A 13,088-nucleotide genomic window follows, 5' to 3' on the forward strand; every position below is an offset into this window, starting at 1 on the left:
ACAGGAGTCGCCCCAGATGAGCCGTGCCCGAATCCGCCTGGCGACCGCGGTGCTCGCCGCCGCCCTCGCAGCCGGAACCCTGCCCGCCGCCGCGTACGCCGCGCCGTCGCCCGGCGCAGCCCCCGGTACCGCCGCTTCCGCCGCAGCCGCCGCTTCCGCCGAGCGGCACCGCCCGTCGGCGGAGACGATCCGTCAGATCCCCCTCCAGGGCGCGGTCAACGTCCGTGACCTGGGCGGGTACCGCACCTGGACCGGTGGGCAGGTCCGTCAGGGACTGGTCTACCGTTCCGACGCGCTCGGCAAGTTGACCGCCGCCGACCTCACCACCGTCTCCGGGCTCGGCCTGCGCAAGGTCGTCGACTTCCGCATCCCGATGGAGGTCCAGTACGACGGCGCCGACAAGCTGCCCGCCGGCCTCCTCCCCACCGCCCGCCCCGTCAGCGACCTGGGCCTGTACGCGACCCTGGTCGGCGCCATCGCCAGCGGGGACCCCGCCACGCAGGAGCAGATGCTCGGCGGCGGTCGCGCCGAGGCCTACATGCGCGACATCTACCGCACGTTCGTGACGAGCCCCGAGAACCGGGCGCAGTTCGCGACCACGCTGCGGGAGATCGCCGACGGCGGGCAGGGCCCGCTGCTGTACCACTGCACCTCGGGCAAGGACCGCACGGGCTGGATGAGTTACGTCCTGCTGCGCGCCCTCGCCGTGCCCGAGGACACCGCCGAGCGGGACTACCTCGCCTCGAACACCTTCCGCGCGGCGTACGACGCCCAGGTGCGGGCCGGCCTCAAGCAGTCGGGCCGGATGCAGAACCCGGACCTGCTGATCCCGCTCCAGGAGGTCCGGTCGGACTACCTCGCCGCCGCGACCGCCCGCATGGAGGCGGACTACGGCGGCTTCTACGGCTACCTCACTGACGGCCTCGGCCTGGACCTGCGGACCCTCGCCAAGCTCCAGGCCAGGATGGTCCGCTAGGCCCGTCGGCGAAGGCACCCGGGGCCCGGGGCCCGGGGCCCGGGGCCCGGGGCCCGGGGCCCGGGGCCCGGGGCCCGGGGCCCGGAACGGCGAAACGCCGGGCGGCGCGTGTTCCGCGCCGCCCGGCGTACCGGTGTGTTCGTGTCGCGAGCGGTCGGGCTCGCGGGGGTCGGACTCGCGAAGGGTCAGGAACCCGCGCGCCCGGCCGCCGGACGGCCGCCGCCGGAGCGACGACGCGCGGCGGGAGCACCGCCGGTGCGGGCACCGCCCTGGCCGCCGCCCTGACCGCGGGAGCCCGCCGGGGCGCCCTGGCCGCGTGCGCCGGACTGGCCGGCGCCACCCTGGCCGCCGGCGGAACGGGCCCGACGCGAACGGTCGCCGCCGCCCGCCGTGGTCGAGGCCGCGGCGCCGCCCTGGCCGCCACCGGAACGACGACGCGCGCCGCCGGCGGTGGAGCCGCCGCCGGAGCGGCCGGCGCTGCGCGGCTTCGGCGGGGTGGGCTGCGGCACGTCCAGCACCACGGGGACGCCCGAGGGCTCCTTGGCGCCGGTCAGGCGGGACAGCTCCGCGTCGGAGGACTTGATCTGCGCGGTGCGCGGGGAGATCCCGGCGTCCGACATCAGCCGGGTCATGTCGCGCTTCTGGTCGGGCAGGACCAGGGTGACGACGCTGCCGGACTCGCCGGCGCGGGCGGTGCGGCCACCGCGGTGCAGGTAGTCCTTGTGGTCGGTGGGCGGGTCCACGTTGACGACGAGGTCGAGGTCGTCGATGTGGATGCCGCGGGCGGCCACGTTGGTGGCGACCAGCGCGGTGACCTCGCCCGTCTTGAACCAGTCGAGGGTCCGGTTGCGCTGCGGCTGCGAGCGGCCGCCGTGCAGACCGGAGGCGCGGACGCCGTCCGCGAGGAGCTTCTTGACCATGCGGTCGACCCCGCGCTTGGTGTCGACGAACATGATCACCCGGCCGTCGCGTGCGGCTATGCGCGTGGCCACGGCCTTCTTGTCGGTCTCGTCCATGACGTACAGGACGTGGTGCTCCATCGTGCTGACCGCGCCGGCGGACGGGTCGACGGAGAAGGCGACCGGGTCGTGCAGGAACATCTTGACGAGCTTGTCGATGTTCTTGTCGAGCGTCGCGGAGAACAGCATGGTCTGGCCGTCGGCCTCGACCTGCTTGAGCAGCGCGGTGACCTGCGGCATGAAGCCCATGTCGGTCATCTGGTCGGCCTCGTCGAGGACCGTGATGGAGACCTGCGAGAGGTCGGCGTCACCGCGGTCGATGAGGTCCTTCAGCCGGCCGGGGGTGGCGACGAGCACCTCGGAGCCGCGGCGCAGCGCACCGGACTGGCGGTTGATCGACATGCCGCCGACGACGGTCGCGATGCGCAGGTTGACGGCCGTGGCGTACGGGGCCAGAGCGTCGGTGACCTGCTGCGCGAGCTCGCGGGTCGGTACGAGGACCAGCGCGAGCGGCTGCTTCGGCTGCGCGCGGCGGCCGGCGGTGCGGGCCAGCAGCGCCAGGCCGAAGGCGAGGGTCTTGCCGGAGCCGGTACGGCCGCGGCCGAGCAGGTCACGGCCGGCGAGCGAGTTCGGCAGCGTGGCGGCCTGGATCGGGAACGGGTCGGTGACGCCCAGGGCGGCGAGGGTCTTCAGCAGCGCCTCGGGCATGCCCATGTCCTCGAACGCGGCGACCGGCGGCAGGGCCGGGGTCAGCGGTTCGGGCATGGTGAATTCTTGGGGCCTGGCCACGGGGGCGGACTTCTGCCGTCCCGCGCCAGCCTTCGGACGTCCCTGAGCCGCACCTCGACCCCGGGTGGGGCGGCGGCTGGGTCGTGCGGAGCTGGAGCTGGTCATGCGAGAAAGCCCTCCTGAAACCGGCAGGTAAAACAAACAGTCGAAACAGCAGACAAGCCGGGGCCCGCACCTTCACGGTGCGGACCCCGGCGTGCTGATTACGTCAGTTGGCGGGGAGGATGTTCTCCGCCTGGGGGCCCTTCTGGCCCTGGGTGACGTCGAAGGACACGCGCTGGCCCTCCTGGAGCTCACGGAAGCCCTGGGTGGCGATGTTCGAGTAGTGGGCGAAGACGTCCGGGCCGCCACCGTCCTGCTCGATGAAGCCGAAGCCCTTTTCCGAGTTGAACCACTTCACGGTGCCAAGTGCCATTTGAATCTCCTGAATAGGCGGCAAGGGCCCCATCCGGAGATCCCGGTAAAAACAATTAAAGCGCCTGTCGGAGCATTCCCGTCAGGCGCACATAAAGTTCATGGGTACCACAACTGCAACGAGCTCTAAGCTAGCACACGCCGGCGCACCCGCGCCCCCGCGGGTCTGTGACCTGGCTCCGGAGCGCCCGAGCGCCCCGGAGGGGTCCGGTTCCCCGGGGGCCTCAGAGCCGCTCGATGATCGTCACGTTGGCCTGTCCGCCGCCCTCGCACATCGTCTGGAGGCCGTAGCGGCCCCCGGTGCGCTCCAGCTCGTGCAGCAGGGTCGTCATGAGCTTGACGCCGGTCGCGCCCAGGGGGTGGCCGAGCGCGATGGCGCCGCCGTTGACGTTGACCCGCTCCGGGTCCGCGCCGGTCTCCTTCAGCCAGGCCAGCACGACGGGGGCGAAGGCCTCGTTGATCTCCACGAGGTCGATCTCGTCGAGCGAGAGGCCCGTCTTCTTCAGGGCGTGCGCCGTCGCCGGGATCGGGGCGGACAGCATCCGGATCGGGTCCTCGCCCCGTACGGACAGGTGGTGGATACGGGCCCGGGGGCGCAGGCCGTGTTCGGCGACCGCCCGCTCGGAGGCGATCAGCATCGCCGCGGCGCCGTCGGAGACCTGGGAGGAGACGGCCGCCGTGATGGTGCCGCCCTCGACCACGGGCCGCAGGCCGGCCATCTTCTCCAGGGTGGTGTCCCGGCGCGGGCCCTCGTCCACGCGGACGTCCCCGTACGGCACGATCTCCCGTTCGAAGCGTCCCTCGTCGATCGCGCGCAGGGCCCGCCGGTGCGAGCGCAACGCGAACTCCTCCATGTCGAGGCGCGAGATCCCCCACTTCTCGGCGATCAGCTGCGCCCCGTGGAACTGGTTGACGGGCGCGTCGCCGTACCGGGCGCGCCAGCCCTGCGATCCCGCGTACGGGCCTTCGGTGAGGCCCAGCGGCTCGGCGGCCTGCCGCGAGGCGAAGGCGATCGGGATCATCGACATGTTCTGGGTGCCGCCGGCGACGACCAGGTCCTGGGTGCCGGACAGCACGCCCTGCGCCGCGAAGTGGACGGCCTGCTGGGAGGAGCCGCACTGGCGGTCCACCGTCACCCCGGGGACCTCCTCGGGGAGGCCGGCGGCGAGCCAGGCGGTCCGCGCGATGTCGCCGGCCTGCGGCCCGACGGTGTCGAGGCAGCCGAAGACCACGTCCTCGACGGCGGCGGGGTCCACGCCGGAGCGTTCCATCAGGGCCCGCAGGACGTGGGCGCCGAGGTCGGCGGGGTGCACGCCGGCCAGGCCTCCCTTGCGTCGCCCCACGGGGGTGCGTACGGCGTCGACGATGTAGGCCTCGGGCATCGGGACTCCTCTGGTTCGGTCAGTCGCGCAGGGCGATCCCGTCCAGCACCATCGACAGGTACTGACGGGCGATCTCGTCGGGGCTGTGCTGTCCGCCCGGCCGGTACCAGGAGGCCGCGACCCACACCGTGTCGCGCACGAAGCGGTAGGTGAGGCGGATGTCCAGGTCGGCCCGGAAGGCCTTGGCGGCCACCCCGCGCTCCAGCGTCCCCAGCCAGGCCTTCTCGAACTTCTGCTGCGAGTCGGAGAGGTAGTGGAAGCGGGGTTGCGCGGACAGGTGGCGGGATTCCTTCTGGTAGATCGCGACGGCGGCGCGGTGCCGGTCGATCTCCCGGAAGGACTCGGTGACGAGGGCCTCGATGGTCTCCCTGGGGCCGAGACCGGCGGCGAGGACGGTGTCGTACCCCACCCACAGCTCGTTCAGGAAGGCGGAGAGGATCTCGTCGAGCATCGATTCCTTGGAATCGAAGTGGTAGTAGAGGCTGCCGGCGAGCATCCCGGCGGCATCGGCGATCTTGCGCACGGTGGTGGCGTTGTAGCCCTGCGCGGCGAAGACCTCGGCGGCGGTGTCGAGGAGCTCCCGTCTGCGCTCGGGGGACGCGGTCACCTGTGGCTTCTTCTTGTTCGTCGGCACGCGCCCATTCTCGACCTACGCGTGCTGGCTGCTGACCGACACCGTCTCGCCGGTCATGTACGACGAGTAGTCGCTGGCCAGGAACACGATGACGTTGGCGACCTCCCAGGGTTCGGCGTACCGGCCGAAGGCCTCGCGGGCGGTGAGTTCGGCGAGGAGTTCCTCGCTCGTGACCTTCACCAGGTGCGGGTGCATGGCGAGGCTGGGGGCGACCGCGTTGATCCGTACGCCGAACTCGGCGGCCTCCAGGGCGGCGCAGCGGGTGAGCGCCATCACCCCGGCCTTGGCGGCGGCGTAGTGGGCCTGACCGGTCTGGGCGCGCCAGCCGACGACGGAGGCGTTGTTGACGACGACCCCGCCGCCGGTGCCCGCGGCCTTGAAGGAGCGCAGGGCGGCCCGGGTGCAGCGGAACGTGCCGTTGAGGGTGACGTCGAGGACCCGGCCCCACTGGTCGTCGGTCATGTCGACCAGGGCGGCGGTGCCGCCGAGTCCGGCGTTGTTGACGACGATGTCGAGGGCGCCGTGGGTCTGTTCGGCGTGTGCGAACAGGGTCCGGACCTGGTCCTCGTCGGTGACGTCGCACGGCAGGGAGTCGATCCGGTCCGCCCCGAACTCGGCGGCCAGCGCGCCTTCGGTCTCCTTGAGGCGGCGGGTGTGGGCGTCGCCGATCAGGACGCGGGCGCCCTCCTCCAGGAAGCGGCGGGCGGTCGCGCCGCCGATGCCGGCCCCGGCAGCGGCGGTGATCACGGCGGTTCGGCCGGCGAGCAGCCCGTGCCCGGTGACGTACTCGGGTGCGTTCACGCCCGTACCTCCTGGGGAAGGCCGAGGAGCCGCTCGGCGATGGTGTCGCGCTGGATTCCGGCCGGGCCGCGTGGCCGGTGTCGGTGCGGAGAAGAGCCGGCGCCGCTCTCCTCGACGCCGCTCCCGCCCGTACGTTAACCTACCAAACACTTGTTAGGGAAGGATGTGTCGATGTCCGCTGCCCGCACCCCCGAGACCGACGGACCGCCGGTGCTCCACGCGACCCCGAAGGGCGCCACCGCGAAGGGGGCGACCGGCTGATGGACCTCACCCACACGCCGCGGGTGGAGGCCTTCCGCGAGGAGGCCCGGGCCTGGCTGGCCGGGCACGTCCCGGCCGCCCCCCTCCCCTCGCTGGAGACGGCCGAGGGTTTCGCGGCGCACCGGGAGTGGGAGGCCCGGCTGCACGCCGACCGTTGGGCGGTGGTGTCCTGGCCGGAGGAGTACGGCGGCCGGGGCGTGGACATCGAGCGGTGGCTGGTGTTCGAGGAGGAGTACTGGGCGGCGGGCGCGCCCGGCCGGGTCTCCCAGAACGGCATCAACCTGCTGGCCCCCACCCTGTTCGACCACGCGACGGCCGAACAGCGGGCGCGGGTGCTGCCGTCCATGGCGAGCGGCGAGGTGATCTGGGCGCAGGCCTGGTCGGAGCCGGAGTCGGGCTCCGACCTGGCCTCCCTGACGTCGAGGGCGGTCCGCACGGAGGGGGGTTGGCTGCTGTCCGGGCAGAAGACCTGGTCCTCGCGGGCGGCGTTCGCGGACCGGGCGTTCGGCATCTTCCGGAGCGACCCGCAGGCCCCGAAGCCGCACCAGGGGCTGACGTACCTGATGTTCGACTTGCGTGCGCCGGGGGTGACGGTGCGGCCGATCGGCCGCCTGGACGGCAAACCGGCGTTCGCGGAACTCTTCCTGGACCGGGTGTTCGTCCCGGACGAGGACGTCATCGGGGAGCCGGGGCAGGGCTGGCGGATCGCGATGTCCACGACCGGCAACGAGCGGGGGCTGACCCTGCGCTCCCCCGGCCGGTTCCTGGCGGCGGCGGACCGGCTGCTCGGGCTGTGGCGGGAGGTCGGGGATCCCGCCGACACCGCGCTGTCGGACCGGGTCGCGGACGCGCTGGTCGGGGCGCGCGCGTACGAGCTGTTCACCTGGGGGAACGCCTCGCGGTTCGCGGCGGGCGAGACGATCGGCGCCGAGTCCAGCCTGAACAAGGTGTTCTGGTCCCGGTACGACATCGCCCTGCACGAGACGGCGCTCGACCTGCTGGGTGCGGACGCGGAGCTGGCGGACGGCGAGTGGGCCGAACCGTGGCTCTTCTCCCTGGCCGGCCCGATCTACGCCGGGACGAACGAGATCCAGCGCGACATCATCGCCGAGCGGCTGCTCGGCCTCCCGAAGGGCCGCCGCTGATGCGCTTCCTGCCGACCGACGAACAGCGCGAGTTCGTGCGGACGCTGCGCCGGCTGCTCGACGCGTCCGAGGTCCCGGCGGCCGTACGGGCCTGGGGCGCGGGCGACCACGCGCCGGGGCGGGCCCTGTGGTCCCGCCTCGCCGACACCGGCCTGTTCGCGCTCGCCGCCGGCGAGGAACACGACGGGCTCGGGCCGCTGCCGCTGGAAGCGGCCCTCGGGTTCGTGGAGTTGGGGCGGGCCGGGGTGCCGGGTCCGGTGGTGGAGACGGTCGCGGCCTCGGTGCTGCTGGCGGGTCTGGACGACGAGGGGCCGGCGAAGCGTTTCCTCCCGGGGCTTCTCTCGGGCGGCGCCTCGGCCTCGCTGACCCTGCCGGACGCGGCCCCGTACGCCCTGGACGCGGACGCGGCCACGTACTGCTTCACGGTGTCGCGGGCCGGTGAATTGCGGCTGGCGGACCCGGACGGCGGACCGCCGGTCCTGCGCTCGACCGACCCGACGCGCAGACTGCTGCGCCCCCCGGCCGGGGGCGGTGAGCTGCTGGCCCGCGGGCCCTCGGTGACGGCGGCGGCGCGCAGCGCCCTGGGGTGGGCGCGGCTGCTGACGGCGGCGCAGTGCCTGGGCGTCGGGGAGACCCTGTTGACGCGGACGGTGGAGTACGCGAAGCAGCGCACGCAGTTCGGCACGCGGATCGGCGGGTTCCAGGCGGTCAAGCACCGGCTGGCGGACACCCTGCTGGGCCTGGAGTTCGCCCGGCCGCTGGTGTGGGCGGCCGGGCTGTCCCTCGATCCGGGCGAGGTCGCGGCGGCGAAGCTCGCGGCGGGCGAGGCCTCGTACGCGGCGGCGATGACGGCGCTCCAACTCCACGGGGCGGTCGGCTACACCGAGGAGTTGGACCTGTCGCTGTGGCTGCGCAAGGCGCGCCCGCTGCGGGACGCGTGGGGGACGCCGTCGGCGTGCCGGGCGGCGGTGCTCGGGGCCGCCGGGCGGTAGCGGTGGCCGCGGTCCCCGCCGCGGTCGCGGTCCCGGGCGTGATCGCGGTCGCGTTCGTGGGGCGCGACCGTCACCGCACCCGTCACAGGACGCTCACGTGGAGGCTGACCACGTACGGCTCCTCCACCGTGCCGTCCGGGAAGAGGGCGCCCAGCACCGACCGCTCCCGGTCCGTGAACTCCCGGGTGCCGGCCTCGCCGAGGAGCAGGAACGCCGAGTGGCTGGCGAGGTTGGCGAGGTGCTCGTCGAGGGTGATCCGGCGGGACCAGGGCACGGTGCGGGTGCGGAAACCGGAGTCGAGGCCGGCGGGCAGCGTGCGGAAGGACACGCCGTCGGCGCCGAAGAGGGCCCGGATCCGCGCGGCCTGTTCGGCGACCCACGGCACCGACTCGTCCATGTCGTTCCACCAGATCGCGAGCGCGCCGCCGGGCCGCAGCACGCGGCGGGCCTCGGGGACGGAGCGGGCGGGGTCGGTCCAGTGCCAGGCCTGCGCGTAGGTGAGCAGGTCGAAGGCGTCGCCGGCCAGCGGCAGCCGGTCGCCGTCCCCGCGCACCAGCGGTATCCCGGGGTGCGCGCGGCGCAGTTCGGCGGCCATCCCGTCGCCGGGTTCGACGGCGAGGACGTGCGCCCCGCGCGCGTGGAGCAGGGCCGTCGCGATGCCGGTCCCGGCCCCCACGTCGGCGACCCGGGAGCCGGCGAGCGGGCGCCCGCTCAGCTCCTCCAGGGCGTCGAGGAGCGCGTCGGGGTAGGCGGGCCGGTGCGCGGCGTACAGCGCGGCGGCGGCGTCGAAGGAGCGGGCGCGGGAGGGGGTCGTCATGGGCCCATTCTTCGCGCCGCCGCCGATCTTCGACAGCGGTTCGCCGGCGCCCGGGCGCGTCCGGGGAGCACCGCACGGCCTCCACGGGCCGGACCGTGCCGCCCCCTCAGCCCCTGATCCACGCGGCGGCCGCCGCGTACGCCGCGCCGGCGGCCGGCAGCGGTGTGCCCAGGAAGCCGTGGAAGACGCCCGGGTACAGCTGGACGCCGCAGTCCACGCCCGCCTCCCCCAGCCGGCGGGCGTAGGCCAGCCCCTCGTCCCGCAGCACGTCGCAGTCGGCGAGGACGATCAGGGTGCGCGGCAGTGCGGTCAGGTCGGGGGCGCGCAGCGGCGAGACGTGCGGGTGCGCGGGGTCCCCGCCGTACCGGTCCCAGTACCAGGCCATGTGGGCGGCGGTGTGGAAGTACCCCCGCCCGTACCTCTCCGCGGACGGGGTGTTCATGGCCGCGTCCAGGGGCGGGTAGAACAGCAGTTGGCCCGCGAGGAGTTCGGGGGCCCGCAGCGCGGTCACGGCCGCCAGGGTGCCCCCGCTGGAGTCCCCGGCGACGATCGTCCGGTCGGGGTCGCAGCCCAGCGCGGCGGCTCGGGAGCGGGCCCACAGCAGCGCGGTCAGCGCGTCGTCGGGCGCGGCGGGCCAGGGGTGTTCGGGGGCGAGCCGGTAGTCGACGGAGACGACGACCGCGCCCGAGGCGGCGGCGAGCCGGCGGCAGCCGGGGTCATGGGTGTCGAGGTCGCACATGACCCAGCCGCCGCCGTGGAGGTAGACGACGAGCGGGCGCCCCGAGGCTCCGGGGTCGGGGTCGTACACGCGGACGGGGACCCCGCGGGCGTCGTCGTCGTGCACGTCGGCCACCGCGGGTCCGGGGGCGCGCCCGCCGGCGGTGGCCGCGGCCCGCAGGGCGTCCGGGTCGCCGGGGCCGGGGAAGGCCGCGGCCATGAGGTCGCACAGCCGCCGGGCGGCGGGCGAGAGGGAGTCGCTCATCGGGCCGTCGTCCCCCCGTCCACGGTGAACTCGCCGCCGGTGACGTACGAGGAGGCGTCCGAGCAGAGGAACCGGACCAGTTCCCCGACCTCCTCGGGCCGGCCCATGCGGCCCAGCGGCACGTGGGACCAGTCCTTGTCCGACACTGCGGAGATCATCGGGGTGTCGATGGCGCCCGGGTGTACGGAGTTGACGCGGATCCGGTCCCCCGCCAGGTCCAGGGCGGCCGACCGGGTCAGCCCGCGCAGGGCGAACTTGGTGGATCCGTAGGCCGCGTGGCCCGGGATGCCGACCAGTCCGGCGGTGGAGGACACGTTGACGATCGAACCGCCCCCGCCGGCGCGCATGACGGGGGCGACGGCCTGGATGCCGAGGAAGGGGCCGAGCAGGTTGACCCGCAGCAGCGCCTCGAAGTCGGCGAGGGACTGCCGCTCCACGTGGGCGGTGCGCCACAGGGCCGCGTTGTTGACGAGCGCCGAGATCGTGCCGAAGGCGGCCACGGCCTCCCGTACGACCCGGGCCCAGCCGTCGGCGTCGGCCACGTCGTGGTGGACGTACAGCCCCTGGTCCTCCAGGGTCGCGGCGACCTCCCGGCCCTCCTCCTCCCGGATGTCGGTGACGACGACCCGGGCTCCCGCCTCCGCGCACAGGCGGGCCTCGGCGGCGCCCTGCCCGCGCCCGGCGCCGGTGATGACGACGACCTTGCCGTCCAGTGGGATCACGGTTCGGCCCTCCAGGGCACGTGAGCGCGGGATGACCTTCCGGCCCCACCGGCGGATGGTCTCCACGCACGCCTCCCGGGGGGACGGGGCCAGGTATGCCTATGAGGAATACTTCTAGCAGTCACGTTCTGTCGAGGGAAGAGAGCCCGCGCGGACCGGTCGTAGACTGCGCCGCGTGGCAGACGAGACGAACAGGCGCACCCTCCCCGCGACCGGCTGGGCAGTGCTCGGGCTGCTCTCCTTCGGCGAGGAGCTCTCCGGCTACGACCTGAAGAAGTGGTCCGACCGATCGCTGCGCTTCTTCTACTGGAGCCCGTCCTTCAGTCAGATCTACAGCGAACTCAAGCGGCTGGAGAAGGCCGGATACGCCTCCTCGCGCCTGATCGCCCAGGAGACCGGCACCCGCGACAAACGCGTGTACCGGATCACCGACGAAGGCATGACGGCCGTACGGGAATGGGCGCGCGAGGCGCCGGTCGACCCACCGGTGCTCAAGCACGGCCCCATGCTCCGACTGTGGCTCGGCCACCTGCTGGAGCCGGAGCAGATGCGCGAAGTCCTGCTACGGCAACGGGAGTTCGCGGAGACGATGCGCCTCAGTGCGGTGGCGGACGCGGAAGAGGCCGAACAGGAGGCCTCCTGGGCCTACCCGGCGCTGACCCTCAAGTGGGCCGAACGGTACTACGCCTCCGAGCGCGACCTGGCGGCCGCGATGCTCGACGACATCGAGGCACTCGCGGCGGAGCGCGGCACACGGCCGTAGGCCCGGCGGAACCCGCGGCGGCGGCCGAGTCCGTCTCCTCGGAGCCCGGCGCCGCGCGTCGCGGGCCCGATGATCCGATCGCACGGGGGCCTGGGAGCGGCCGGCGCGACACCGGGTTTCGGCGCCGCCGGCTGCCGTACGCTCGGCGCCATGACGGGTAGCGCGATAAACCTCCGCAAGTTGGAAGAAGCCGCTCCGGCGTTGGTGAACCTGTACAAGAGCGCCGGGGTGTCGCTGCGCAAACACGGCATGGAGGGCGGTCGGGCCTGCGTGTACCTGGTCCTGGACTACTCGGGGTCGATGCGCCCGTACTACCAGGACGGCAGCGTGCAGTCCCTCGCCGATCGGGTACTGGGGCTCTCCGCCCACCTGGACACCGACGGCCGGGTGCCCGTCGTGTTCTTCTCCACGGAGGTGGACGCGGTCGCGGAGGTCTCCCTGGCCGACCACGCCGGGCGCGTCACCGAGATCGCCGCCGGCCTGGGCCACATGGGCAAGACGGCCTACCACCTGGCGATGGACGCGGTCATCGACCACTACCTCGACTCGGGCTCCTCGGCCCCGGCCCTGGTGGTCTTCCAGACGGACGGCGGCCCGATCAACAAGCTCGCGGCGGAGCGCTACCTCTGCAAGGCCGCCCGGCTGCCGCTGTTCTGGCAGTTCGTCGGCTTCGGCAACACCCGCAGCACCCAGTTCGACTTCCTGCGCCGCCTCGACGAACTGCCCGTCCCCGCGAAGCGGGTCGTCGACAACGCGGGCTACTTCCACGCCGGCGAGGATCCGCGCCGGGTCCCGGACGACGTGCTGTACGACCGGCTGGTCGCGGAGTTCCCGTCCTGGCTGGCGGCGGCCCGGGCGGCCGGCATCGTGCGCGTCTGAGCGGCGGCGGCGCGCGATCCGCGCTTGGATGGAGGGATGACGACGACGAACAACTGGGCCGTGTTCGAGACGGCGGAGCCGGAGTTCGCGGCGGCCGTCCGGGCCCGCTTCGCACGGTATCCGCACCACGTCCTCGGCACCCTCCGCAAGGACGGCTCGCCCCGACTGGCCGGGCTGAACGTGGACATCCGCGGCGGTGAACTGTGGCTCGGCATGATGGCCGGTTCCATGAAGGCCAGGGACCTCCAGCGCGACCCCCGTTTCGCGCTGCACTCCAACCCGGGCCCCGGCGAGGAGATGGAGGGCGGGGACGTCCGGATCTCCGGGCGGGCGCTGGAGCTCGTGGACCCGCCGGAGCTCCACCGGTACGCGGAGGAGACCGAGACCCCGCACCCCTTCCACCTCTTCCACGCCGACCTGACGGAGATCGTGCGGATCACCGTCGAGGGCGACGACCTGGTGGTGCGGACGTGGACCCCGGCGCGCGGCGTCCACACCCTGCGCCGGGGCAACGACGACGAGCCGCCGCGCGAGGACCCGGCCGAGGACTCCCCCGCCGGCTGAGACGACCC

14 protein-coding genes are annotated in these 13,088 nt (G+C 73.6%); 6 read left to right on the top strand and 8 right to left on the bottom strand.

Annotation, left to right across the window (positions count from 1 at the left end):
- The first annotated feature begins 16 nt into the window (after window positions 1-16).
- Complete coding sequence (locus tag OHA84_RS10910) at window positions 17-976, top strand: tyrosine-protein phosphatase (protein ID WP_266971993.1); 960 nt, start codon at window positions 17-19, stop codon at window positions 974-976.
- A gap of 185 nt (window positions 977-1,161) precedes the next feature.
- Here the strand turns inward: OHA84_RS10910 and OHA84_RS10915 are convergent, their stop codons facing one another.
- From OHA84_RS10915 to OHA84_RS10935, 5 genes are all read right to left on the bottom strand, one after another.
- Complete coding sequence (locus tag OHA84_RS10915) at window positions 1,162-2,829, bottom strand: DEAD/DEAH box helicase (protein WP_266971991.1); 1,668 nt, start codon at window positions 2,827-2,829, stop codon at window positions 1,162-1,164.
- Window positions 2,830-2,932: 103 nt separating this feature from the next.
- On the bottom strand, window positions 2,933-3,139 hold the full coding sequence (locus tag OHA84_RS10920; RefSeq protein WP_030707191.1) for a cold-shock protein: 207 nt from the start codon (window positions 3,137-3,139) through the stop codon (window positions 2,933-2,935).
- Between the two features lie 223 nt (window positions 3,140-3,362).
- Window positions 3,363-4,520 carry an acetyl-CoA C-acetyltransferase gene (locus OHA84_RS10925; RefSeq protein WP_266946989.1) on the bottom strand — a complete coding sequence of 386 codons (1,158 nt, stop codon included), beginning with the start codon at window positions 4,518-4,520 and terminating at the stop codon, window positions 3,363-3,365.
- 19 nt (window positions 4,521-4,539) lie between these two features.
- Window positions 4,540-5,154 carry a TetR/AcrR family transcriptional regulator gene (locus OHA84_RS10930; RefSeq protein ID WP_266971989.1) on the bottom strand — a complete coding sequence of 205 codons (615 nt, stop codon included), beginning with the start codon at window positions 5,152-5,154 and terminating at the stop codon, window positions 4,540-4,542.
- 15 nt (window positions 5,155-5,169) lie between these two features.
- Window positions 5,170-5,955 carry an SDR family oxidoreductase gene (locus OHA84_RS10935; protein WP_266971987.1) on the bottom strand — a complete coding sequence of 262 codons (786 nt, stop codon included), beginning with the start codon at window positions 5,953-5,955 and terminating at the stop codon, window positions 5,170-5,172.
- Window positions 5,956-6,215: 260 nt separating this feature from the next.
- On the opposite strand from OHA84_RS10935, the gene OHA84_RS10940 reads away from it, so the two are divergent.
- Window positions 6,216-7,361: an acyl-CoA dehydrogenase family protein gene (locus tag OHA84_RS10940; RefSeq protein ID WP_053680059.1), complete on the top strand. Its 1,146-nt coding sequence runs from the start codon at window positions 6,216-6,218 to the stop codon at window positions 7,359-7,361.
- Entirely contained in the window at window positions 7,361-8,353 is a 993-nt protein-coding gene (locus OHA84_RS10945) for an acyl-CoA dehydrogenase family protein (protein WP_266971984.1), read from the top strand. The genes OHA84_RS10940 and OHA84_RS10945 overlap by 1 nt, the downstream gene beginning before the upstream one ends.
- Before the next feature lie 82 nt (window positions 8,354-8,435).
- On the opposite strand, the gene OHA84_RS10950 is transcribed toward OHA84_RS10945, so the two are convergent.
- From OHA84_RS10950 to OHA84_RS10960, 3 genes are all read right to left on the bottom strand, one after another.
- On the bottom strand, window positions 8,436-9,170 hold the full coding sequence (locus OHA84_RS10950) for a class I SAM-dependent methyltransferase (protein ID WP_266971982.1): 735 nt from the start codon (window positions 9,168-9,170) through the stop codon (window positions 8,436-8,438).
- A gap of 106 nt (window positions 9,171-9,276) precedes the next feature.
- Window positions 9,277-10,152 carry an alpha/beta hydrolase gene (locus OHA84_RS10955; RefSeq protein WP_266971980.1) on the bottom strand — a complete coding sequence of 292 codons (876 nt, stop codon included), beginning with the start codon at window positions 10,150-10,152 and terminating at the stop codon, window positions 9,277-9,279.
- Window positions 10,149-10,874, bottom strand: coding sequence for an SDR family NAD(P)-dependent oxidoreductase (locus OHA84_RS10960; RefSeq protein ID WP_078999102.1), 726 nt, complete (start codon window positions 10,872-10,874; stop codon window positions 10,149-10,151). Before OHA84_RS10960 ends, OHA84_RS10955 begins: the two co-directional genes overlap by 4 nt.
- Window positions 10,875-11,049: 175 nt before the next feature.
- Between OHA84_RS10960 and OHA84_RS10965 the strand changes: the two genes are divergently transcribed.
- From OHA84_RS10965 to OHA84_RS10975, 3 genes are all read left to right on the top strand, one after another.
- Window positions 11,050-11,637: a PadR family transcriptional regulator gene (locus tag OHA84_RS10965; RefSeq protein WP_266947003.1), complete on the top strand. Its 588-nt coding sequence runs from the start codon at window positions 11,050-11,052 to the stop codon at window positions 11,635-11,637.
- Window positions 11,638-11,787: 150 nt separating this feature from the next.
- Window positions 11,788-12,516, top strand: coding sequence for a VWA domain-containing protein (locus OHA84_RS10970; protein ID WP_053680188.1), 729 nt, complete (start codon window positions 11,788-11,790; stop codon window positions 12,514-12,516).
- Window positions 12,517-12,552: 36 nt separating this feature from the next.
- Complete coding sequence (locus OHA84_RS10975; RefSeq protein ID WP_266971977.1) at window positions 12,553-13,080, top strand: pyridoxamine 5'-phosphate oxidase family protein; 528 nt, start codon at window positions 12,553-12,555, stop codon at window positions 13,078-13,080.
- The last annotated feature ends 8 nt before the right edge of the window (window positions 13,081-13,088 follow it).

It is taken from the genome of Streptomyces sp. NBC_00513 (assembly GCF_041431415.1).
GTDB lineage: Bacteria > Actinomycetota > Actinomycetes > Streptomycetales > Streptomycetaceae > Streptomyces.